Source organism: Bryobacter aggregatus MPL3 (assembly GCF_000702445.1).
Classification (GTDB): Bacteria; Acidobacteriota; Terriglobia; order Bryobacterales; family Bryobacteraceae; genus Bryobacter; species Bryobacter aggregatus.
The window spans coordinates 3,409,498-3,431,959 of record NZ_JNIF01000003.1 but is presented as its reverse complement, the minus strand read 5'-3'; the positions used below and the strand labels follow the sequence as shown (position 1 = coordinate 3,431,959).

Annotated in this window: 17 protein-coding genes; 8 read left to right on the top strand and 9 right to left on the bottom strand. The window is 59.2% G+C overall.

Annotation, left to right across the window (positions count from 1 at the left end):
- Positions 1–124: 124 nt before the first annotated feature.
- Positions 125–3,667 carry a TonB-dependent receptor gene (locus tag M017_RS0115925; RefSeq protein ID WP_031499123.1) on the top strand — a complete coding sequence of 1,181 codons (3,543 nt, stop codon included), beginning with the start codon at positions 125–127 and terminating at the stop codon, positions 3,665–3,667.
- Positions 3,668–3,693: 26 nt separating this feature from the next.
- The gene (locus tag M017_RS0115920; protein WP_031499122.1) at positions 3,694–4,218 is read left to right on the top strand and encodes a DUF2911 domain-containing protein; all 525 of its coding nucleotides are present in this window, start codon (positions 3,694–3,696) and stop codon (positions 4,216–4,218) included.
- A gap of 1 nt (position 4,219) precedes the next feature.
- On the opposite strand, the gene M017_RS0115915 is transcribed toward M017_RS0115920, so the two are convergent.
- Entirely contained in the window at positions 4,220–5,554 is a 1,335-nt protein-coding gene (locus tag M017_RS0115915) for an alpha/beta hydrolase family protein (RefSeq protein WP_031499121.1), read from the bottom strand.
- A 42-nt stretch (positions 5,555–5,596) separates the two neighbouring features.
- Here M017_RS0115915 and M017_RS0115910 point away from each other — a divergent pair, with 42 nt between their 5' ends.
- Genes M017_RS0115910 through M017_RS0115900 form a run of 3 tightly spaced genes read left to right on the top strand, consistent with a single transcriptional unit; the run spans position 5,597 to position 8,644 of the window.
- The gene (locus M017_RS0115910; RefSeq protein ID WP_051670216.1) at positions 5,597–7,231 is read left to right on the top strand and encodes a M1 family metallopeptidase; all 1,635 of its coding nucleotides are present in this window, start codon (positions 5,597–5,599) and stop codon (positions 7,229–7,231) included.
- Positions 7,212–8,018: a hypothetical protein gene (locus M017_RS0115905; RefSeq protein ID WP_035957836.1), complete on the top strand. Its 807-nt coding sequence runs from the start codon at positions 7,212–7,214 to the stop codon at positions 8,016–8,018. The genes M017_RS0115910 and M017_RS0115905 overlap by 20 nt, the downstream gene beginning before the upstream one ends.
- Positions 8,015–8,644: a class I SAM-dependent methyltransferase gene (locus M017_RS0115900; protein ID WP_051670213.1), complete on the top strand. Its 630-nt coding sequence runs from the start codon at positions 8,015–8,017 to the stop codon at positions 8,642–8,644. Before M017_RS0115905 ends, M017_RS0115900 begins: the two co-directional genes overlap by 4 nt.
- Here M017_RS0115900 and M017_RS0115895 read toward each other — a convergent pair.
- Positions 8,631–8,876, bottom strand: a complete 246-nt coding sequence (locus M017_RS0115895) for a GlsB/YeaQ/YmgE family stress response membrane protein (protein ID WP_031499117.1) — start codon at positions 8,874–8,876, stop codon at positions 8,631–8,633. The two genes, M017_RS0115900 and M017_RS0115895, sit on opposite strands and share 14 nt — an antisense overlap.
- A 142-nt stretch (positions 8,877–9,018) precedes the next feature.
- Here M017_RS0115895 and M017_RS0115890 point away from each other — a divergent pair, with 142 nt between their 5' ends.
- On the top strand, positions 9,019–10,434 hold the full coding sequence (locus M017_RS0115890) for an NAD-dependent succinate-semialdehyde dehydrogenase (protein WP_031499116.1): 1,416 nt from the start codon (positions 9,019–9,021) through the stop codon (positions 10,432–10,434).
- Here M017_RS0115890 and M017_RS0115885 read toward each other — a convergent pair.
- From M017_RS0115885 to pyrE, 6 genes are read right to left on the bottom strand one after another with little or no spacing between them, the layout of a single operon-like run.
- Positions 10,376–10,747, bottom strand: a complete 372-nt coding sequence (locus tag M017_RS0115885) for a hypothetical protein (protein ID WP_051670210.1) — start codon at positions 10,745–10,747, stop codon at positions 10,376–10,378. The two genes, M017_RS0115890 and M017_RS0115885, sit on opposite strands and share 59 nt — an antisense overlap.
- Before the next feature lie 47 nt (positions 10,748–10,794).
- Positions 10,795–12,192: a DUF1501 domain-containing protein gene (locus M017_RS0115880; RefSeq protein WP_051670208.1), complete on the bottom strand. Its 1,398-nt coding sequence runs from the start codon at positions 12,190–12,192 to the stop codon at positions 10,795–10,797.
- A 13-nt stretch (positions 12,193–12,205) separates the two neighbouring features.
- Positions 12,206–14,836: a PSD1 and planctomycete cytochrome C domain-containing protein gene (locus tag M017_RS26765; protein ID WP_051670206.1), complete on the bottom strand. Its 2,631-nt coding sequence runs from the start codon at positions 14,834–14,836 to the stop codon at positions 12,206–12,208.
- A gap of 59 nt (positions 14,837–14,895) precedes the next feature.
- Entirely contained in the window at positions 14,896–15,891 is a 996-nt protein-coding gene (locus tag M017_RS0115870) for a 3-oxoacyl-ACP synthase III family protein (protein ID WP_031499112.1), read from the bottom strand.
- 10 nt (positions 15,892–15,901) lie between these two features.
- Positions 15,902–16,651 (bottom strand): tRNA pseudouridine(38-40) synthase TruA, encoded by a 750-nt coding sequence (gene truA / locus M017_RS0115865; protein ID WP_031499111.1) that lies wholly within the window; start codon positions 16,649–16,651, stop codon positions 15,902–15,904.
- A gap of 3 nt (positions 16,652–16,654) precedes the next feature.
- On the bottom strand, positions 16,655–17,239 hold the full coding sequence (pyrE, locus tag M017_RS0115860) for an orotate phosphoribosyltransferase (protein ID WP_031499110.1): 585 nt from the start codon (positions 17,237–17,239) through the stop codon (positions 16,655–16,657).
- A gap of 138 nt (positions 17,240–17,377) precedes the next feature.
- Here pyrE and M017_RS0115855 point away from each other — a divergent pair, with 138 nt between their 5' ends.
- Entirely contained in the window at positions 17,378–19,258 is a 1,881-nt protein-coding gene (locus M017_RS0115855) for a TolC family protein (protein WP_080507833.1), read from the top strand.
- On the opposite strand, the gene M017_RS0115850 is transcribed toward M017_RS0115855, so the two are convergent.
- Entirely contained in the window at positions 19,255–19,821 is a 567-nt protein-coding gene (locus M017_RS0115850; RefSeq protein WP_031499108.1) for a DUF4142 domain-containing protein, read from the bottom strand. The genes M017_RS0115855 and M017_RS0115850 overlap by 4 nt on opposite strands.
- Positions 19,822–20,030: 209 nt before the next feature.
- On the opposite strand from M017_RS0115850, the gene M017_RS0115845 reads away from it, so the two are divergent.
- Positions 20,031–22,445 carry a TonB-dependent siderophore receptor gene (locus M017_RS0115845; protein ID WP_031499107.1) on the top strand — a complete coding sequence of 805 codons (2,415 nt, stop codon included), beginning with the start codon at positions 20,031–20,033 and terminating at the stop codon, positions 22,443–22,445.
- Positions 22,446–22,462: the final 17 nt, after the last annotated feature.

The following is a 22,462-nucleotide window of genomic DNA, read 5'->3' as shown; positions in this document are numbered from 1 at the left end:
GATTGTATAGCTTATCACCGTTGGTATCCGTGTTACACACCACTTTGCTAACCATAACATTTATGGAGAATTCAGCAATCAGAGATAGAATCTGCCCCAGGCGATTTCCATAAAGGGTCATTCCATGTTTGAAAACACGATTCGAAGTACTGTTGCGCTGCTCCTGCTGAGTCTGTCCAGTTTTGCCCAGGAAACCAGAGGAACGATTGTCGGCCGGGTGACCGACGCCAGTGCCGCAACAGTGGCGGGCGCGCAAGTGACGGTGATCCATCGGGAGATGGGCACCAAGCAGGCACTCAAGACAAACGGCGAGGGCATCTACCAGGCCGCGCTCCTGCTGCCGGGCTTCTACCGGATTGAAGTGGAGGCACCTGGCTTCAAACGATTTGTGCGCGACAACGTGGAGGTGAGGATCAACGACCGGATTGAGGTGAATGGATCGCTCGAGGTGGGGGGCGGCGCCGAGACGGTCACCATCAACAGCGAGACACCGCCGCTTACTACGGAAAGCGGGTCGATGGGCCAGGTGATCGATAGCCGCCGCGTCGCGGACCTGCCGCTGTCCTATGGCAATCCCTTCCAACTGATTGGCTTGTCGGCTGGCGTGTCTTTTGCGCGGGACCCGCGTCTGGACCGGCCCTTTGAGCCGACCCACATTGTCGGCTATGCGATGAACGGCACCCGCGCGAATCGTAGCGATGTCACCCTCGATGGCGTGCCGAGCACGGCGACGGCGAACCCGGGCGAGGTGACCGCCACCTATGTGCCGCCTACCGACATTGTTGCGGAGTTCAAGGTGCAGACTTCCACCTATGACGCGAGCCTGGGCAACACCGAAGGCGGCGTCACCAATATCAGTATTAAGTCCGGCACGAACAGCTTCCATGGGACCGCCTACTACTCCGTGACCCGGCCGAACCTGTGGGGCAATGATTACTTTGCCAATGCGACGGGCAAGGCGCGGGCCGACTTTATCTTCAATCGCTGGGGCGGCTCGATTGGCGGCCCGGTGCGGATTCCGAAGCTGTACAACGGCAAGAACAAGACCTTCTTCTTGTGGGGTTATGAGGCGATTCGGGATTCGCGGCCGCGCAATGACGGCACGCCCACGGTGCCGACGCCCGCGATGAAGGGCGGCGACTTCTCGCAACTGCTGGCCTTGAACTCGAGCTACCAGATCTACAACCCCTTCACGCGCCGCGCGGTGGCGGGCGGGCGCATCCAGTCCGATCCGTTTCCGGGCAACATCGTTCCAGCCAGCCTGATTAGCCCGATCGCGAAGAATATTCTCAGTTACTTCGCCAACCCGGTGAGCGCCGGGAACGCGGATGGGTCGAGCAACTTCCAGCAGCCTTATCTGACCGAGGACGCCGATTATTTCACCCACACGGCTCGCGTCGACCACATGATCAGCGACCGGCAGCGGCTCTATGTCCGTGGCAGTTATTACGATCGCAACAGTACCTACAACAACTTCTTCAACAATCTGTCTACCGGCACGGTATTCAAATTTCTGTCGCGCGGCGGAGTGATCGACGACACCATCACAATCAACCCGACGACGGTGCTTGACCTGCGCTATGGCTACAACCGCTTCATCCGCATCACGCAGGGCAATCCGCTGGCGGCAGGCTTTGATCTGACCTCGCTGGGCTTTCCTGCTTATTTGAACAATGCGGTTTCGGCCAGCGTGCGGCAGTTTCCGCGCATCGACTTGACCGGCTACCAGGGCACGGCCATTGGCGCGGAGAACCGGCCGATCGATAGCCATTCGATCAACATCACACTCAACAAGATGGCCGGGGCGCATGCGCTAAAGGGCGGCATGGAGTGGCGCGCCTATCGCGAGAACAGTTTCCCCTATGGCAACGATCAGACCTCACGCTTTAACTTTGATGCGAGCTTTACGAAGGGTCCGCTCGACAACTCAGCGACCGCTCCGGGAAGCCTGGGGCAATCGGTTGCGTCATTGCTGCTTGGACTGCCCTCGAGTTCGAACAGCTATCTGAACCGGCCTGCCGACTATGCCGAACAGTCGATGACTTATGGCTTCTTTGTGCATGACGATTGGAAGCTCAACCGCAAGCTGACGCTGAACATCGGCTTGCGCTATGAGTTTGAGACTGCACTGACGGAGCGCTATAACCGGAGCGTCCAAGGATTTGATGGCGGCTATGTGCCACCCTTTGCGGCGCAGGCGCTGGCCAATTATGCGGCGAGCCCGAGCCCGTTGCTGCCGGCCAACCAGTTCCGTGTTGCCGGTGGACTGACCTTTGCGGGCATCAACGGCAATTCCCGGGGCACCTACAACCCACCACACAAGAATCTGTTGCCGCGTTTTGGCCTTGCTTATCAACTCGACAAAGGCACGGTGATCCGCGCGGGCTATGGCATGTTCCTCGGCTTCCTGGGCGAGCGACGGGGCGACGTGATCCAATCGGGCTTCAGCCGCCAGACCCCATTCATCCCCACCATCGACAACATCAACTTCAGCAGTACGCTGGCGAACCCCTTTCCGAATGGGATTCTCGAACCGCTGGGCGCGGCGCAAGGCAGCTTGACCTTCATGGGCCAAGGCATCAGCTATTTCAACCAGTATCCGCTGCAATCGAGAATGCAGCGCTGGTCTCTCAGCATCCAGCGCGAGCTCAAGGGCGGTATGGTCTTTGAAGCGTCCTACACCGGCAACAAGGGGACACGCATCGAAATGACGCGCAACCTGAATGCCACGCCGCGTCAGTATCTGGGCACCAGCCCGTTTCGCGATCAGGATGCGATCAACCGGCTGAGTGCGAATGTCAACAATCCGTTTGTCAACCTGTTGCCTGCCGGGGCTACGTCGACCTTCACCGGCACCACCATTCCGGTCGAGCGGCTGCTGCGGCCTTATCCGCAGTTTGATTCCGTCACCAGCACTACTTACGATGGCTACTCCTGGTATCACGGATTGCAGCTTCATCTGGAGCGTCGTTTCTCGAAGGGTTATACGATTCTCGGGAACTACACCTTCTCGAAGTTCATGCAGGCAACCGAATTACTGAACCCTTCGGACATCGCGCCAACGCGGAGCATCTCTGATCAAGATTTTCCGCATCGCTTCTCGGTAAGCGGCATCGCGGAGTTGCCCTTTGGTCATGGCCGTGCCTTGCTGGCCAACTCGAACAAGGTGGTGAATGCGCTGGTGGGCGGCTGGCAGATCTCAGGCATCTATACCTTCCAGAGCGGCGCGCCGATCAATTGGAATCTCTCGAATGCGGGCAACTATAACCTGTCCACCAGCGCGATCAGTTTCTTTGGAAACCCCAATGATATTCGCCTGAGTGACGATGCGAAGTCGCTGAACAAGTGGTTCAATCCGAATGCCGGCTTTGTCACGGCAGCGGCTGCCCAGATCGATGTCGGCCGGCAACTGCGCAGCTTCCCGCTGCGCTTTGGATCGATCCGCGCCGACAAGATCAACAATATCGATACGGCACTCGTGAAGAACACGCGGCTTTGGGAGGGGAAGAGCCTCCAGTTCCGCGCGGAGGGTCTCAATACCTTCAACCATCCCTACTTCCCTGCCCCGGTTACGAACCCAACAGCGGCGAACTTCGGGCAGGTGACCGCTTCGAACCAGGCAAATTATCCAAGACGCCTGCAGTTGACACTGAAATTTCTGTTCTAGGGTCCAAGTTGCAGTACTATCACGCTATGAAATCGATTCTAGTTTCCACCGTTCTATTGCTGGCCACCATGAGCCTGGCAAGCGCGCAAGAACAGAAGAAAACGCCGCTCAGCCCCAAGGCCGAGACCTCCGCCACGCTCAATGGCAAGACCGTATCGATCCAATACTCGTCACCCCAGATGCGCAACCGCAAGATCTTTGGCGAGCTGGTGCCCTTTGGACAGGTGTGGCGCGCCGGTGCGGACAATGCAACCTCGCTGCACACCGATGCCGATTTGATGATTGGCCCCCTGATTGTGCCGAAGGGCGACTATACGATCTACGTGCTTCCAAACCAGACGGAATGGAGCCTCATCATCAATAAGCAGACGGGGCAATGGGGCACGGAGTATCACGAAGAGCAGGATCTTGGACGGGTCCAGATGTTATTGAAGGATGCGTCAAATCCGATCGAAGGCTTTAAGATCACGCTCTCCGGCGCCGGCAAAAAGGGCATGCTGCAACTGGAGTGGGCCAACACCATCGCGACGGTACCTGTCGAAGCAAAGTAGTTTAGTTCTTGAAATAGCGCGCGGCAAAATCGAGAAATACGGGCCAGTTCGGGCCCGGCGTGTGTCCGCCGCTGTGTTGCCGGAACGCAATTTCTCCCCCCACCAGAGAGGTCTCGATCGGCGGAAATTCTTCCGTCCCGAGACCTTTTTTGCCGAGCAGCCGATAGACCGGTCCCGCCCCGGCACCTGCCAGAAACATTCCTTTTGCATCCACCCACCCGTCGCCTTGCACCGCACCCGCGCTAATGAAGACGGGCCTGGGAGCACAGAGAGCAACCAGCTCATGCGCATCGACCGGAAGGTCGTTCCATTGGAGCGGCCCTGCGTATTTCAGGTAGTTGCCTGCCATCCAGTGGTACTCGTTGGCAGCAGCGACATTCTCCACCAGCTCTCCGAAATTGCGCCGGTGTAACTTCAAGCCACCCGCACCAGAAGAGCTGACAAAGGCAATGGCGAAGCGAGGATCATAGGCCATCGCGACGGCCGTCGCCTTGCCATAGCGCGAGTGTCCTTCGATGGCCACCTGCTTTGCATTCACGCGCTTGTCCGTTTCAAAATAGTCCAGCGCGCGGCTTGCGCCCCAGGCCCAGGCGCGCAGTGCGCCCCAATCGTCAGGCTTACGGGTTTGGCCATGATTGACCAGACCAATGATGCCAGCGGTGAGCCCCTGTCCGTTGTCGGCCTGGATACTAGTTGGGATGAGCACCGCGTAGCCCCAGCCGCGTTGCAGCACGAGTTCTTTCCAACTGGGGCCCGCATTCGGGCGAACGGGGAAGCCAACAAAGGCGAGCTCCATGACCACGGGCACCGGACCTTTTGCATCCGCGGGCGTCGCCACGGTGAGCTGGATGTCCACGGAGATCTGCGGAGCGGCAGTGTTATCGACATGTCCAACCAGACGCCGTTTGATCGAGCCGACGCCACCCAGCGTCTCGCGTGTGGTTTCGACCACTTCCCAAGTGACAGCAGGAGTTTGCTTTGGCATCCGGCCATAGATCTCGCGGTCGAAGTCTTCTACGATCTCGGGACGGCGCAGCTTCCACCAGTCGGCAGCCTTCTTCACAGGACGGCCGTTTTTGAGCAGTAGTGGATCGGGAAGCTTCGGATAAGGGTTGGCCTTCGACTCATCGTAATTCGCAGCGTTGGGAGCGTCCGGGTTTCGTCCATCGGCACCGCGCCGCAAGCTTGTGATCTGGAGTAGATCGAGCATTTTCTGCCGGTCCTCCACAGACGCGGCCTGCGTCGCCAACTGCGCTGGAGTAGGTTGCGGCATCTGATATGCCACGCCTAAACCGATCGCACACGATGTTACTGCTAAGACAATCTTCAGGGTCATGTCCTCGCCTCTCCCAGCAAGACTATACGACACTCAATCTAGATGTCCACTCGATTCGCGCTGCTCTTGCTCGCCCTGCCGGCGCTGGCGCAGCATCCGCTTTCCTACGAGCTCCACCTTCGCATCGATCCACGTTCCGCAAACTTCACCGGCACGACGACCATCGAACTTGCGCTGCCCCACGCGGCACGCAGCCTCCGCCTGCACGCGCTCGGGCTGAGTATCAGCAGAGTCCTTGTCGATCAGAGAGAGGCCAAGGCAAAGACGGTGCCAGAGGAGCAGATCGAAATCGAGTTCCCGAGTGTTCTCGCCCCTGGAAAGCATCAAGTGAAAATCTCCTATACAGCGCCGCTCAGCGATACGGAGAAGCTTGGCGTCACTCGCCGCCAGTCGGAGGCGGGCGACTGGTATGCCTTCACCACCTTCACGCCGATCGAAGCCCGGCGCGCCTTTCCCTGCTTCGATGAACCGCGGTTTAAGACGCCATTTCGATACACCATCGAGATTCCGGAAGGCATGACGGCGGCGACCAATACGCCGCTCGAATCGGAATCGTCTGCCGGAGCGGGATGGAAGCGGCTCCGCTTTGCGACCTCGCAAGCACTGCCCACCGAAGTGGTCGCTTTCACTGTCGGGCCTTGGGAAGTGGCGCAAGGAGTGGCTTCCGGAAGCAAGAAAACACCGACACGTATTCTCTATCCGAGGAATCTTCCCGGCAGTCCCGCCGCTGCATTGCAGGCGACACCGGAGATTCTAGCCCGGCTCGAGGCCTATACCGGGATTCCTTACCCTTGGGAGAAACTTGACCAGATTGCTCTCCTCGCCAATGCTTATGGCGCCGTCGAGAACCCCGGGCTCATCACCTATCGCAGCCAGACTTTGCTCGCCAAGGACGACGGCATTCGTGCGATGCGCGGCACCATGAGTCATGAACTGGCGCACCAATGGTTTGGCAATCTGGTGACACAGGCCAGTTGGAAGGATGTGTTCTTGAGTGAGGGCTTTGCGACCTGGCTCGGAAACCGGATTGCCGATCTCGATTTGCCGGAAGCCGAGCGGGGCACGCGCTCGACGACACAGCGCAACAATATGCTGGCGCGGGATGCGAGCGCCAAGTCCCGCGCCGTGCGCGTCGAGAAGTCGCTGCGCACAGACATGACGGATGTCTATGGGCCTGAGGTCTATCAGAAGGCGGGCTCGATCCTGCGCATGATGGAAGGCTGGCTTGGCGAAGAGACGATGCAGCGCGGCTTGCGCCTCTATCTGAAGCGGCATGCTGGGGGCACAGCGACTGAAGCCGATCTGGTTGCCGCATTGCAAGAGGTCTCCCGATTGGATGTCGCGCCCGTGCTGGATAGCTATCTGAACCGGACAGGCGTTCCGAGACTCCACGCCGTGCTGCGTTGCGATACGCCGCAGCCGAAGCTGGATGTTGAAATGGCCGAGGGATGGACAACGCCGGTCTGCATTCGGACTCCAGCGGGGCGCGCCTGCCAGGTGGTGAGGGGCAAGGCGTCGATTGCCCTTGCGGACGCCAGTTGCCCAGCCTGGTTGATTCCGAATGCCGGTGGGACCGGTTATTACCGGACGGCAGTAACCGGTGCTTCCAGCCAGACCGCACCGCTCACTGCCAATGAGAAACTTGCTCTTGAGGACGATGCCAAGTCGATGCAATAGCAGGATTGCCTTCTGGCAGTGGCCGAATGTGTTGGGCCTCGATGCCCCCTTCGTGGCCCTCCTGTGGCAGGCCTTCCTCGCACAACTCTTCGCGGTACCGCTACGAACGGCGGGCCGCGTGGCGCTTGGGCTGACCGTCTGGGCGATCTATCTGGCAGACCGCATCCTCGACGCACGCGATCCCCATCTGGCGGAGCAATCGGCACGGCATCGCTTCGCACGCCGCCACCAAAGGGCCATGAGCATCGCACTTGCCGTCTCCATCCTTGCCGATCTGCTCGTGAGTCTGTTTTGGCTCAGGCACTCCGTCATCCTCAACGGGCTGGTGCCGCTCGCCGGTGTGCTGCTCTATCTCGGCGTGCTGCACGCCTCCTCCGGCAATGTGCGAATCGCTAAGGAACCCACCGTCGCGTTTCTCTTTACCGTTGGAACCTTCCTCGTCGCCTGGACAAACGCGCCAGCCCCGAGTGACCTATTGGTTGGCCCCGCGCTGTCCTTCTTCTTCCTCTGCCTGATGAATCTACTGGCTATTGAGAAATGGGAGTGGCGAGAACTACAACGCTCCGCGCCGCATCCGGCAACGGCATTGCTCATCCGATCGCTGCCGCTGGGGCTGGTGCTCCTGGCAGCTGTCAGTATTCTGCAACGAGGCGCCTGGCATGACGCAATCGCAGCCAGCGCGATCTCGATCGCGATCATCATCCTGGCAGGACAACGGCTGTCGCTCGAATTACGCCGGACTTTGATCGATGCCGCACTCTGTACACCACTGGTGTTTCTGCTTTGAATGCCAACCCAATCGCCGTGGTCTATCGCTTCATCGAGTATCTAGCCTTTGGGACTCGACTGGAACGTTGCCGCGAAAAGTATCTGTTCGTAACGACACAAGCACGCCGCATCCTAATCCTCGGCGAAGGGGATGGCCGCTTTCTCCAGCAACTGGTGGCAATCAACCCCACAGGGCAGATTGATGTGATCGAATCGAGCGAAATGATGGTCCAGTTGGCGATGGGGCGTCTTCCTGTCGAAGCCCATTCACGCGTCCACTTTTACCAGCGCGACGTCCTCCCCATCCCAGATCAGCACTACGATCTGGTGGTCACACACTTCTTTCTCGATTGCTTCGAGCCCCAGTCTGTCCAGCGCATCATCGCGGCAATCGAGACGCAGTTGTCTCCTGGAGCCCTTTGGCTTCTCTCGGAATTCCAGCAGCCACCCTCCGGGTTCCGTGCACTCCATGCCCAACTCTGGCTCCGCACCATGTATCTTTTCTTCCAAAAGACAACCGGACTGGGCATCGCCGCACTTCCTCCTTACGCGACATTGCTGCGCGCCGCAGGACTGCGTCAAATCGCCGTATCCGATCAGTTTCTCTCGCTGATTACAGCGCAACTCTGGATCAAGCCCTCTTGACCATACGAACAATAAACAGTAGGATCACTGCGCCGATCGTAGCGACAACGAGGGATCCGAAGAGTCCACCGCCTGCCCCGATGCCGAGATTTCCGAAGAGAAATCCTCCGAGGAGTGCACCGATCACGCCCACAACCAAGTCTCCGATAATACCGAAGCCGCCGCCCTTCATCAATTGACCAGCCAGCCAACCGGCAGCGATTCCAATGAGGCAAAACCAAAGTAACGACATATCCATTCCCTTTCGTTCTTATCCGGCTCCAACTGCATGGCCGCACTCTTAGAGCGCGCCGCAGTGGTCGTAGTTACAGAAGGCACAGCGAAACAGTCCAGGGTGGCCGGGCTTCCCCCTTTATGCTGGTCCTGAAGAGAATATGCCAATCGAAACTATCAATCCCGCCACCGGAGAGCGACTGAAGAGCTTTCCAGCACTGGATGCCGAACAGATCGAGGAGAAATTGCATTTGGCCCATACGGTCTTTTCGAGTTGGAAGAACTCGAGCTTCGCCGAGCGAAAAATGGCGATGCAGAAAGCAGCCGCGATTCTGAGGAATGAGGCGGAGGAACTGGGGGCGCTGATTACAAGGGAGATGGGGAAGACGCTGCAGTCCGCGATTGCGGAAGTGGAGAAGTGCGCGAGTGCTTGCTTGTACTACGCCGAGAATGCAGAGGCGATGCTGATGCCCAAAGAAGTCGCCTCCGCCGCGGCGCAAAGTTTTGTGCAATATCGCCCCATCGGTCCAGTGCTGGCAGTGATGCCCTGGAACTTTCCTTTCTGGCAGGTCTTCCGCTTTGCGGCTCCCGCATTGATGGCCGGCAATGTTGGACTGTTGAAGCATGCCGCGAATGTGCCGCAGTCGGCGCTCGCCATTGAGGATGTCTTGTTACGGGCGGGTTTTCCGGAAGGAGTCTTTCAAACGCTCTTGATTGGTTCCGATCAGGTGGAAGGAATTCTGCGGGATCCTCGCGTTGCCGCCGCAACACTCACCGGAAGTGAAGGCGCCGGGCGCGCCGTAGCTGCCATCGCTGGCGATGCGGTGAAGAAGACCGTCCTGGAACTTGGCGGCAGCGATCCGTTTCTGGTGATGGCCAGCGCGGACCCGGAACGCACAGCGCGCATGGCTGTCCAGGCGCGCTGTATCAACAACGGGCAATCCTGTATCGCAGCCAAAAGGTTTATTGTGGAAGACTCCATCTTCCAAGCTTTCAGTCCCCGCTTTGTCGAGAAAATGGCCGCGTTGCGGGTGGGCGATCCGATGCTGCCGGATACGGAACTGGGGCCGCTGGCGACCGCGAAGCTTCTCGATGAGCTGCATGTACAGGTGCAGGCGGCCATAGCCGCTGGGGCGACACTCCTCACGGGAGGGCATCGCATCGAAGGTCCAGGCAACTACTATGCGCCGACGGTGCTGGCGGATCTGCCGCCCGATGCAGCCATTGCCAAGGAAGAGTTCTTTGGCCCCGTTGCGTTACTCTTCCGCGCGCACGACGCCATGCACGCCCTGCGGCTGGCAAACAACTCTCCGTTTGGATTGTCGGCCAGCGTCTGGACCGAAGACGCTCTCGAGCGCGATTTCTTCATTCGCAATCTCGAGAGCGGTCTGGTCTTTATCAACGCGAACTCCGCCTCAGATCCGAAGCTTCCCTTCGGGGGCATCAAACGCAGCGGCTATGGACGCGAACTTTCGGAGCTTGGGATGTATGAATTCTGTAACATCCAGACGGTCTGGATTACTGAACCCGCTTCAACGTCCACTCGATCGAGGAGCCACCAAAGCCTTCTGAACTGAGCTTGATCTGATCCTTGCCGGTCATCTTGCCCTTATAGTTCAGCTTCATTTCGTTGTCTTGGATCTTCGCGTTGATCGAGAAGGTAATCGTGTCGCCGTCAGCCTTGCCCTCATTGAGCGTGGACTTGCCGGTATATTGGCTGACCGTCTCGCCGCTCAGCTTTGAGCCTTCTACTTTCAGCGTGAAGCTGCGCTCAATCGCGCCATTGGGGCCTTCGGCACTGCCCTTCCAGTTGCCCGTGATCGCGGGGTTGCCGTCTGCGCCCAACATCGCGAGCGCCGACAAGAAGAGAGGAATCAGAATGCGTATCATGTGTCAGTTTCTCCGCGTTCGATTCTATGCTGCTTTGCGGCGGAATGCTATGCCAAAACTTCGCGAATGACGCGACCGCCAATGTCAGTAAGCTTCTTATAGCGTCCGGCATGGAGATAGGTGAGGCGATTCTGATCCAGACCAAGTGCGTGGAGAATGGTCGCGTGGACGTCGCGCACCGGGACTTCTTCCGCCGCGGCGCGCACGGAGAACTCGTCGGTCTCGCCGAAAGTGGCGCCAGGCTTGATCCCGCCGCCAGCCATCCAGACACAGAGGCCATACTGATTGTGATCGCGGCCCGGCTTGTCGGTGGTGAGGTTGTTGTCGAAGGGAGTGCGTCCCATCTCCGAGGCCCAGACGACGAGTGTCGAATCGAGCAGGCCCCGCGACTTCAGATCTTTTAGCAAACCCGCTACGGGCTGATCCACTTCCTTGCAATGGATTGGGATGCGTTCGCCGATGTTGCCGTGGTCATCCCAACGATCGCCACCTGCCCCGTGGAGCAACTTGACGAAGCGAACGCCACGCTCGACCATACGGCGGGCGAGCAGACACTGGCGGCCAAAGGGTTCGGAAACCGGATCGTTCATTCCGTAGAGAGCCTTGGTGGCGTCGCTCTCCTGCTTGAGGTCCACCAGTTCCGGGGCCTTCGCCTGCATGCGGAAAGCAAGCTCGTAGGAGGCGATGCGTGCCTCCAGTTCACTGGTGGCCGTGCGCTCAGAGGCGTGCTGTTCGTTGACCCAGCGCAGGAGATCGAGTTCGCGGCGCTGCTCGGCAAGGGAGAGCTTGGGATTGAGGTCGACAATAGGCGTGTTGCCGTTGCGGAAGAGCGTACCCTGGTAGGCGGCAGGCAGATAGCCATTGCCCCAAACGCTGGCGCCGCCAATGGTGGCGCCGCGGCGGTCGCCCATGACAATGAAGCCGGGAAGGTCGCGATTCTCCGAACCAAGACCATAGGTGACCCAGGAGCCCACCGAAGCGCTGCCAGGCAGCATGTTGCCCGTGAGGGTGTGGTAGACGGCGGGGCCGTGGTTGTTGTTGTCGACCTTGACGCCGTGGATGAAGGCGATGTCGTCGACGGTGGTGGCCAGATGCGGCAGGAGGCCCGAGATCCAGCGCCCACTCTCGCCATACTGCTTGAAGCTAGCGACGGGCGGGATGACACGATTGGGCGCCGCCGAGAAGGTGGCGATTTCGCCAACGGTCCGGTCTGCCGTGGGCATCTGCTTGCCCGCGTACTTGATGAGCGCGGGCTTGTATTCGAAGGTGTCCATCTGGGCGACGCCCCCTTCGAGGAAAACGAAGATACAGCTCTTCGCCTTTGCCTTGAGATGAGGTGGCTTGGGGGCGAGCGGGCCATCGTTTTCCGCCGCCAGCAGGTCTGTCAGAGCGAGCCCACCCAGGCCCAGATACGACTGAAACAAAAGATTGCGTCGAGATACCATTGGCTTCGCTCCTCTACTCCACATACAAGAACTCGTTGGAGTTCATCAGAATTCGTCCCAATCCATCGAGACCGCCGGTGTACGATGCAAAGCGGTCCAGTTCGGCAGGCTTGGGAGGGCGCTGGAGAACAACTTCAAACAGACGGCGGATCTGGTCTTCGCGCTTGGAACCGGCTTCTTTGGCAATGCGCTTGGCGAGCTCTTCGCTCTCTTCCTGCACGAGGTAGCCGTTCATCATGGCGAGGGCTTGCAGCGGCGTGGTGGTGGAACTGCGCCGATCGCAGGATTCGCTGAAGGCGAAGGAATCAAAGGCCACCATCATCGGAAGTGGCAAGGAACGGCGTTGGAAGATGTAGACACTGCGGCGGCGTCCGTCGGCGTCTTTCTCATTCGGCTCCCACATCAGGTCGCCAGTGCGTCCGTAGCGGGCCGCGTCGGCGAGATCGCTCGGCAGAGGCGGGAAGACGCTGGGGCCACCGCGCTCTGGATTCAGACGTCCGGAGACGGAGAGAATGCTGTCGCGAATCGCTTCGGCTTCGAGACGGCGGCGGTTGTACTTGCTGAAGAGACGATTCTCGGGGTCGGCCTTGAGAGCACCGGCATTCTCCGCGGACTGGCGGTAGGTGGCCGAGGTGACGAGCATCTTCTGCATCGCCTTGGTGTCCCAGTTCGAGTCCATGAAGGCGACGGCGAGCCAGTCGAGCAACTCCGGGTGTGTGGGACGTTCGCCATTGACCCCGAAGTCCGAAGTGGTCTTGACGATGCCGTTGCCGAAGTGTTGCTGCCACAGGCGATTGACCCAAACGCGCGCGGTTTGCGGGTTGTCCTTTGAGGCAATCCATTTGGCCAGCGTCAGGCGGCGGCCACGGGTGACGAACTGGCGGTAGCGATCGGTTTCCAGCTTCGCGGGGCCGCCATCGCCACCAAAGGCAATCGGGAAGCCAGCTTCCACCGCTTCGCCGGGCTGGCGGTAATCACCGCGCAGCAGCACGTGGGTGGGCGCGATTTCGGGGCCAGTAGGAGGCCCGGGGACATTGCCGATGGCGAGGACTTCCGGCTTCCAACGCTCGAGGCGGCGACGGTAGACGGCGAGATCGCCCGCCAATTGGCCGTAGCGAGCTTTTTCGTCCGCCGTAAAGATCGACTTGCCCGAATACTCGGCCATCGCCTCACGGCGGACGTCGTCCTGGGTGAGCGCTTCAAAGCGAGGACCGGGATCGACTGTGGCATACGCCTTGCGCAGCTTCTGCAGCATGGGCGCTTCCACCTTGTCGAGGGCCTGTTGTTCGTCCGCATCGAGGGTGCGCTCGGCGTCTTCGAGACGGTCCATGTATTCGCGGACCTCAGCTTCGGTGAAGATACCACGCACCTTGCGCTTCTCGACCGGCAAGCGCAGTTCCAATCGCAGATCTGCCTTGGTGAACTCAGCGTTCTTCTTGGCGCGCTCGATGCGCGCGGCGATCAGCTTTGTCAGAAGTTGTTTCTCGAAGGCATCCAGTTCCTTCTTTTCAGGACCGCTGTTGAGGCGCTCTTCGTATTCCTTGACCTTGGCGGCAGCCTTGGCGGCAAAGTCGGGGTCGCGGTAGGGCACAGTGATGCCGCCTCGCGCTTCGCTCGCCTGGAAGAAGGACTGCAAGCGGTAGTAGTCTTTGGTGGGGATGGGATCGTACTTGTGATCGTGGCAACGCGCGCAGCCGACCGAGAGGCCAAGGAAGACGCTGCCTACGGTGCCGGTAACTTCGGCAAGGTAGTTCTGGCGTACGTCGGCGGCGACGAGGTTGGAACGGTCCCAGGGGGCAACGCGCAAAAAGCCTGTGGGCACATAGCCCTGGACGTCGGGCTGATAGTTGTTGCGGGTCTTCGAGTGTTCGTCACCGCCGGCCAGTTGCAGGGTGACGAAGCGATCGTAGGGCATGTTCGAGTTGAAGGCGTCGATGACCCAATCGCGATAACGCCAGGCATTGCCGATGGCGCCGTCGCCTTCAAGACCCGAGGTTTCGCCGTAGCGGGCAACGTCGAGCCAGTGACGGCCCCAGCGCTCTCCGTAACGAGGATCGGCGAGGAGCTTGTCGACCACCTGCTCATAGGGGGTCTTGAGGAATTCTTCGACTTCGGCGGGAGTCGGGGGGACGCCGATGAGATCGAGATAGAGACGGCGGGCGAGGGTTCTGGGCGAGGCCTCAGCAGCCGGAGCAATGCCGTTCTGCTCGAGTTTGGCGAGGATAAATCGATCCACGGCGTTGCGGCCCCAAGTCTGATTCCTGACGACGGGGAGTTCAGCCTGGACCGGCTTGGTATAAGGCCATTTCCACTGCTGCTTGGCGGTGGCCCGTTCCGGGGGGAGACTCTTGACCCAAGCCTCGATGGTTGCGATTTCCGCCGGCTCGAGACTCCTGCCCATCGGCATCTTCGGCGCCAGCTCGCCGCGCACCATCTGTAAGAGGACACTACCAGCCGGGTCGCCACCGACCACCGCGCGGCCGTGCTTCTTGCCACCGGCAATCACTCGCTCGAGTGTCTCGATCGAAAAGCCGCTCGCCATGGTTTTCGCGTTGTGACAGTCGCCACACTTGGCGCGCAGCAACGCCTCCACTTCGGCAGCAGGCAACTGCATGACAACCGCGAGCAAGAATAGAGTGCGCATGAAGGAAACTACGGATATTCTATGCGCAGTCGTAACGATTGCGACAAGAATTTACGAAGTTACCACTGCATGAGGAAGCCGGCCCAGGTGAGGCCCGCGCCAAAACCTAGTACTAAAACACGATGACCCTGGTGGAAGAGCCCCTGCTCCATGCCTTGGGCCAGAGCGAGCGGAATCGAAGCCGCCACCGTATTGCCGACCCCCCCGATATTCGAAACCCAGCGCTCGCCCGCGATGCCGCTGCGGTCAATGAGCGCCTGGATAATCCGGCGATTCGCCTGATGCACGATCACCCAATCCACATCGCCCACCGTCAGCTTTGCTTTTTCGATCAGCGAAGCAATGGCGCTCGAACCCTGTTCGACGGCAAAGCGGAAGAGGCTGCGGCCATCCATCGCCACGCTGAGTTCGTTTTCGTTGTCCTGCAAAGAAGCGGGCGGCAGTGCACTGCCACCGCCAGGCAGGTGGAACATCTTGTTTCCGCCGCCATCGCTGCCCCAAAGCCAACTCAGAATATGGCTCTCACAGGTATCGTTCGTTTCGAGAACGATTGCGGCTGCCCCGTCCCCCATCAGAATGCGGGTGTTGCGATCGGTCTGCTTCAAATACTTTGTCGGGGTATCGCTGCAAACCAGCAGGACGCGCTTGGCAAAGCCAGTCGCCAGAAAATTAATCGAGGTCAGAAAACCAATTGCCGCGCCGCTGCAGGCAGCATTGATATCGAAAGCGCCAACCGCCGGAAGACCGAGCTCTTTCGCAATCGCGGGCGCAGTGGGACACAACAGATATTCCGGAGTGAAGGTGGAACAAAGGACAAGATCGGGATTGGGCACCGGATCGAACTCGAGCGCCTTCCGGGAAGCGCTTACCGCGAGACTGAGCGTCGTTTCTTCCAGGTTGGACTGATAACGCTGTTCGATCCCGCAGCGGGCCAGGATCCAGTCCTCTTCTACCCCAAGCTCCCCCGCAAGCGTTTCATTGGTCAACGCGACACTCGGCAGCGCCGCTCCGCAACCGGCAATCCGGAAACGGAAATTTGTTAAAGCTTCTGACATCTGCAAGCTTTTAGGGTAGCGGATATTCGACGCTAATCTGCGTCAGGCCGCGCGATGGGGCAGAATCCCGCACTTTCGCCGGGGCACCAGCCAGATACTTCTCCAATTCTTCGCCTGACTGGTTCCCCTTGCCCACTTCCAGCAGGAATCCCATCATATGCCGCACCATATGCTTCAGAAAGCCGCTGCCGCGAACGCGGTAGTTGAGCTGATCGCCCTCGCGCCACATTTTTGATTCAAAAATCCGGCGCACCTTCGAGCGGCCGACCGCATCTTTGGGGTCCATGCTGGAGAAGGCCGTAAAGTCGTACTCCCCGACAAAATGCGCCGCCGTTGCGATCATCGCCGCCTCATTGAGCGGATAGGGATGATGGTGTACATAGCGGCGGACAAAGGGCGGACACACCTCTTCGCGCCAGATCCGATACTCGTAGGTCTTGGCGATGGCGTCGAATCGCGGATGAAAGCCGTGCGGCCGCTCCCGCACCTCGTGTACCCGGATATCGGGTGGCAGATAGCGATTGAGCGCTTTCCTGAGATTTGCTTCGGGAATCGGATTCTCTAAATCGAAAGCCGCGCAAACGGCCAAGGCGTGGACACCGGCATCGGTCCGGCCGCTTCCGACCACATGTACGGGCTTGCCCTCCAGCTTGGCGACAACAGTTTCGAGTTCCAGTTGTACGGTGGGCAGCCCAGGCTGCACCTGCCACCCGTGATACGCGGTTCCGTCGTAGCTGACGAGGATGCTCATCCGCCGCATGGACTAGGCTGTGGGGCGGGAACCGGGTTTGACGACTTCGAGGCCCTGGGCACACAAAGGACAACTCGACGGATCGTAGGTCATCACATGAAGCGTTGCGAGCGCGACACGGGGCACACCGACGTCGGCAGCGCCACCACTGCGATCGATAATCGAGGCAGCAGCCACCACCACGGCGCCCATGCTGCGCAGCAGCTCCACCACTTCGCGGGTGCTGCCGCCGGTGGTGATCACATCCTCAACAATGACGACTTTTTCGCCCGGCGTGATGCCAAATCCGCGCCGCAGCGTCATCTTGCCCTCGCTGTCCCGCTCCGTGAAAATGAAGCGGACGCCATAAGCACGAGCCACTTCGTGGCCAATAATCAAACCACCCATCGCGGGGGCACAGACGACATCCACTTCTCCGGCGGGGAGGGCTTCGCGAATGTCGCGGCCAAATTTCTCAGCGTAATGCGGGTACTGCAGTACTTTGGCAGACTGTAAATACTCGGAACTGTGCAAGCCGCTGGTGAGCCGGAAGTGGCCCGTCAAATAGGCTCCGGTCTTGCGAAATGCCGCCAGAGTCGCCGCGTTTGGATCACTCATCTATTTTCAAAGGATAGCAATGCTTCTCAGTGTGATCGCTGTCGCGTTAGGATAGTTTCAGCCTGAGCGCAAATCGATGGGAACAAACGGCTGCGTCTCTCCGTTTACCCTTCCAGCGCTTTTAGCCGGAACCGATCCATGAAAACTCTTCGCGAGAGCCTCGCCGTTCTCTGTCTAGCCCTCACTCTGACTACATCCACGTCGTTTGCCCAGGAACATACAGGCTTCGTATCGAAGCTTGACGACAAGACAACGTGGTTGACCAAGAATTACCGTCCGCGTGATATCGCCCCGGTGAAGCTTGGCAATTCCAATCGCCTCGAGCAGCTCTTGCGCGCAGGTGTAATCTATCTTTCTCTGCAGGATGCCATTGCGCTCACGCTGGAGAACAATATTGACATCGAAATCCAGCGCTACGGGCCGGAGTTGGCGCAAACCGATCTTCTGCGCGCCCAAGCGGGCGGTCAGATTCGCGGTGTCGCGACGAACGTGACGCAGGGGTCGAACTCGGCCATCAATCTGGTGACCGGCGGCGCCGGAACCGGTAGCGGCGGTACCTCGACAGGAAACGCGAGCACGACCGGTACGGTGTTCCAAGTGACCGGCGCGGCGATCCCCAGCCTGGACCCGAGCTTCTTTACGAGCTACACCCACGCAAAGCAGTCGAGTCCACAAACCAACTCCTTCGTCAGCGGCATTTCGGCGTTGGTCCTCAATAGCGATCAATTCAATACCGGTATCCAAAAGCAGTTCCTGACCGGTACGACCACCTCAATTACCTACGGCAGCACGAGCACCAGTTCCAACTCTCCCAACAACGATTTGAATCCGTTTACCCGAAACAACGTGCAAGCTCAAATCACCCAGCGCCTACTACAGGGCTTTGGTCTTGCCGTGAATAACCGAAACATCCGCGTTGCGAAGAACAACCTCAAGGTTGCCGACCTCACCTTTAAGCTCCAGGTGATCACCACCGTCAGTTCTGTGATCAACCTGTACTGGGATCTTGTGTCCTTCAACGAGGATGTCAAGGTGAAGCAGAAGGCCGTCGACGTTGCCGCCAAGCTCTACACCGACCAGAAGAAGCAAGTGGAGATCGGCACCATTGCCCCGATCGAAGTGGTACGAGCCGAAGCCGAAGTCGCCCGCACCGAGCAAGACCTGACGGTTAGCCAGACCCAGTTGTTGCAGCAGGAAGCGATTATCAAGAACTCGCTCAGCCGCAGCGGCATTGCCAGCCCGGCAGTTGCCGATGCGCGCATCATCCCCACCGATCAGATCCGCGTGCCTGCCGCGGACATCGCCATGGCCCCGGTGAGCGACCTGGTCGCCGATGCGCTGGCGAATCGTCCCGAAATTGCCCAAACCAAACTGACCATCCTGAATACGAAGATTGGTCTGGCTGGGTCGCGCAATGCGCTGCTCCCTTCCCTGGACGTGAGCGCCAGCACAACGAATAACGGCTTGGCCGGTACGAAGAATCCGCTTTCGCCACGCTTCGTAGATCCATTCATCATTGGCGGCTACGGGACGGCCTTAGAGCAACTGCTGCGCCGCAACTTCCCCGATTATTCGGTGGGTTTCAATTTGAATATTCCGATCTTCAACCGCGCCGCCCGCGCCGACTATGCGAACGATACCCTTCGCCTGCGCCAGTCGGAACTGCAGGAAGTGCGCCAGATCAATAGCATCCGTCTCGAAATCACCAATGCCGTGATTGCACTACAACAGGCCCGGGCCCGTCACGATGCGGCCGTCAAGAGCCGCCGTTTGCAGGAGCAGACTCTCGAAGCCGAGCAAAAGAAGTACGCGCTCGGCAGTTCCACCACCTTCCTTGTCATCCAGGCGCAGCGCGATCTTGCGACCGCCCAGGGTGTGGAAGTTACTGCTCTGGCAAACTACAGCCGCGCGCGCAATCAGATGGATGTTGCCGCAGGCCGCCTGCTCGAAGCAAACAGCATCAGCATCGAAGAGGCAGTGAAGGGGTCCGTCTCCCGGCTGCCCACCACGCTGCCTTAACGCCGGATTTCTTTGGCAATCAGGCGCGCGCGATCGAGATTGCGCTGCGTCTCTTTGAAACTCACCCCCGCCCACGATTTCAAGTCGCGGTCGGGGGTTTTCATTAGCCGCTGTAAATCCGCGGAGCCGTTCTCCAGTTCACGAATCTGGATCTCCATATAAGCGCGATCGAAGTCAGCGCCTTTCAACCGGGCGAGATTCGCCACCAGCGGGTCCTCTGGCTCGGCTCCTTCCTGGCGATCCAATGGCGGTGGCATCTCAGCCGCAACAGCGGGTATTTTCGCCGTCTCCTGCAGACGGTTCCGTTGCGAGATCTGGTTTTCCAGCAGTCCTTGCGCAAAGCCGAGCACTCTCGGGTTCGAACTGCGCTCTGGCACACTCTGCGCCAGAGCAACTCCCCGGTTTAAGTCCTGGCGCACCCGGAACAGGTCCTTCTCTCGATCCGATAGAACCGAACCATCCAAGGCACTTGTTGTGGCATCCGAATCGTTTAAGACCCGATCTCGATTCTTCTCCGGTGCGATCTGAGAAAGCACCAGCACCAACAGGAATGGGATGAACATAATTCCTCCAAACTGGCCAGTCCAAACACCTGCCTATTCGCTAGAGCCCTCCGCCAGCCGATTGTTACGGAATTCAAGGTGCGAAACGATATAAGACCCATTTGGTCTTGACAGGCATATTGCAACTCATTTACTCTTAACCGTGGGACGCGACTCGCCAGCGGAAGCCTTCCAGATCATCTGGATTTATACACGGAGACTACACAAATATGCGCGTTCGGATCAGGCTCAAGAAAAAACACAAAAAATCCAAGAACGACAACACCCGCAAGTGGATTGCGGCAAGTACTATTGCTTCTTATACCATCACGGGCGGGATCTCTCTAGCCGCTCAACAGCGCCCGGCGCCTGTTGCCGATCTGAAGCGTTCTGAGCAAACGCTCCCCCTGATTCGCTTTTCTGTCGCCAGCGGGTCACTGGCCGAAGCAATCGCTGCATTTGAAAAGTCATCGGGATGGAAAGTTGAAATTCCCGACGAGAACATGAAGGGTTTGCAGTCAAAGGGAGTCAGCGGCCTGATGCCAGCGCGGCAGGCACTCGCCGAACTGTTGACGGGGACCGGCCTCCACTTCCGGATCACGGCAGCGCAGAAGGCCACGCTCACCTTTGAAGAGGTCCGTAGTTCGATCGATGTCGTGGATCAGCCTACCCCGCTCTCGCCTCGCTATACAGAGCCGCTCCGCGATATCCCGCAAACCATTACCGTCATCCCGAAGGAAATCATCCAGCAGCAGGGCGCCACAAGCCTGGCGGAAGTCCTGCGCAATGTCCCTGGCATGACCATTACCGCCGGAGAGGGCGGCGCCCCGGCGGGCGACAACCTGACCCTGCGGGGGAACAGCGCCCGCAATGACATCTTTGTCGACGGCGTTCGCGATCTGAGTCCGCAATCCCGCGACCCCTTCAATCTGGAGCAGGTAGAAGTCACGAAGGGCCCCACCTCCGCCATCACAGGACGCGGATCTGCGGGTGGAGCGATCAACCTCATCAGCAAGACCCCGAATGTGGGCCGGATGATCGGCGGCTCCTTCTCTCTCGGCAATGCGGACATGCGCCGCGCCAACATTGACATCAATACGCCGCTCAAGCGACTGGGCCTGGGGGAGCGCACGGCTTTCCGCATGAATGCGCTCATCCATGATGCGAATGTCCCTGGACGGAAAGTGGTCAAGAACGATCGCTGGGGGCTGGCGCCTTCGCTCGCCTTCGGACTCGGCACGCCCACCCGCATCACCGTCGGCTATTACAAGCTGAAGCAGGACAACATCTCCGATTACGGGATCCCCTGGGTTCCCGCGACCAACAACGTTCTGGTTGCTTATCGGGACAAGCCAGCGCCCGTCGCCCGTGACACCTTCTACGGGTTCGCCAATCGCGACCGGGAAGTGCTCAATCAGGACACCGGCACCCTCAAGTTCGAGCATGACTTCAAGGATTCGATGCAGTTGCGCAGCCAGTTCCGCTTTGGCAAATCCGGCCGGAATTCCTACGCCACGCCTCCTCGCTTCGCCAGCACCGAGAGCACCGTCATCAATCGGGAAATGCGTTCCTGGGTCGCACAGGATCGTATCCTCGATAGCCAGACCGACCTCAAAGCGGAGGCGAAGACCTTCGGCATCCGGCACTCCATCGTGACAGGCGCCGCCTTCACCGGGGAACGAAACCGCCGCATCAATCGCACCGCGGCAAACGCAACCACGACGCTCTTTGATCCGAATCCGAATGACGTCTACACCGGCGACATCGTCACCAGCCCTTATGTCGGCATCATCACCGGCAATACGCAATCTGCCTGGTTCTTTGATACCGCGAAATTCGGCAATCACCTGGAAGCCAATGGCGGCGTTCGCTTTGAGCACTTCAACGCGAAGGGAGTCAGCACCACACCGGCCCCGGTGGCCCAGGAAGTTAACTTTGCCAGCCTGCGCGGAGCGCTAATCTACAAGCCAACACAGGCCAGCAGTATCTATGGCTCTTACGGAAGCTCTGTCAGCCCGTCGCTCGAAGGCCTTTCCTACAACACCGCCAATACCGCGATTCCTCCGGAGAAAACGTACACCACAGAAGTGGGTTCCAAATGGGAGGTTGCGGGAGCACGCCTGCTGCTCTCTGGCGCGCTCTTCCAGGTGAAGAAAGACAATGCCCGCACGCCGGGTCTGCTTCCGACCGATCCGCCACAGGTGCTGGCCGGCCGTCAAACCTCGCAAGGTCTGGAATTGTCCGCTTCCGGCGGGATCACCCGATCGTTGCGAGTGCTCGCCTCCTACTCCCTCATCGACGCACGCATCAGTTCCTCAAACACACCGGCCGAGGTGGGCCGCTTCTTCCAGAACACGCCCCGCAATTCGGTCAGTGTCTGGGCGACTTACACGGCACAGCGCTTTACGGTTGGCGTTGGCCCTCGATTCATGGGACGCCGCTTTGGCAATAACACCAACACCCGCGTGGTTGACTCCTATGCCACCGTAGACGCCATGGGCTCTTACCGTGTCAACAACTTCCTCGATCTGCGTCTGAATCTGAGTAATCTGAACAACGCTTACTACTTTGAGCGCTTAGGGGGCGGCCACCTGATTCCGGGAGCTTCCCGCTTTGTCCAGTTCACCACGAACTTCCACTTCTAGGACTCACAAACACATTC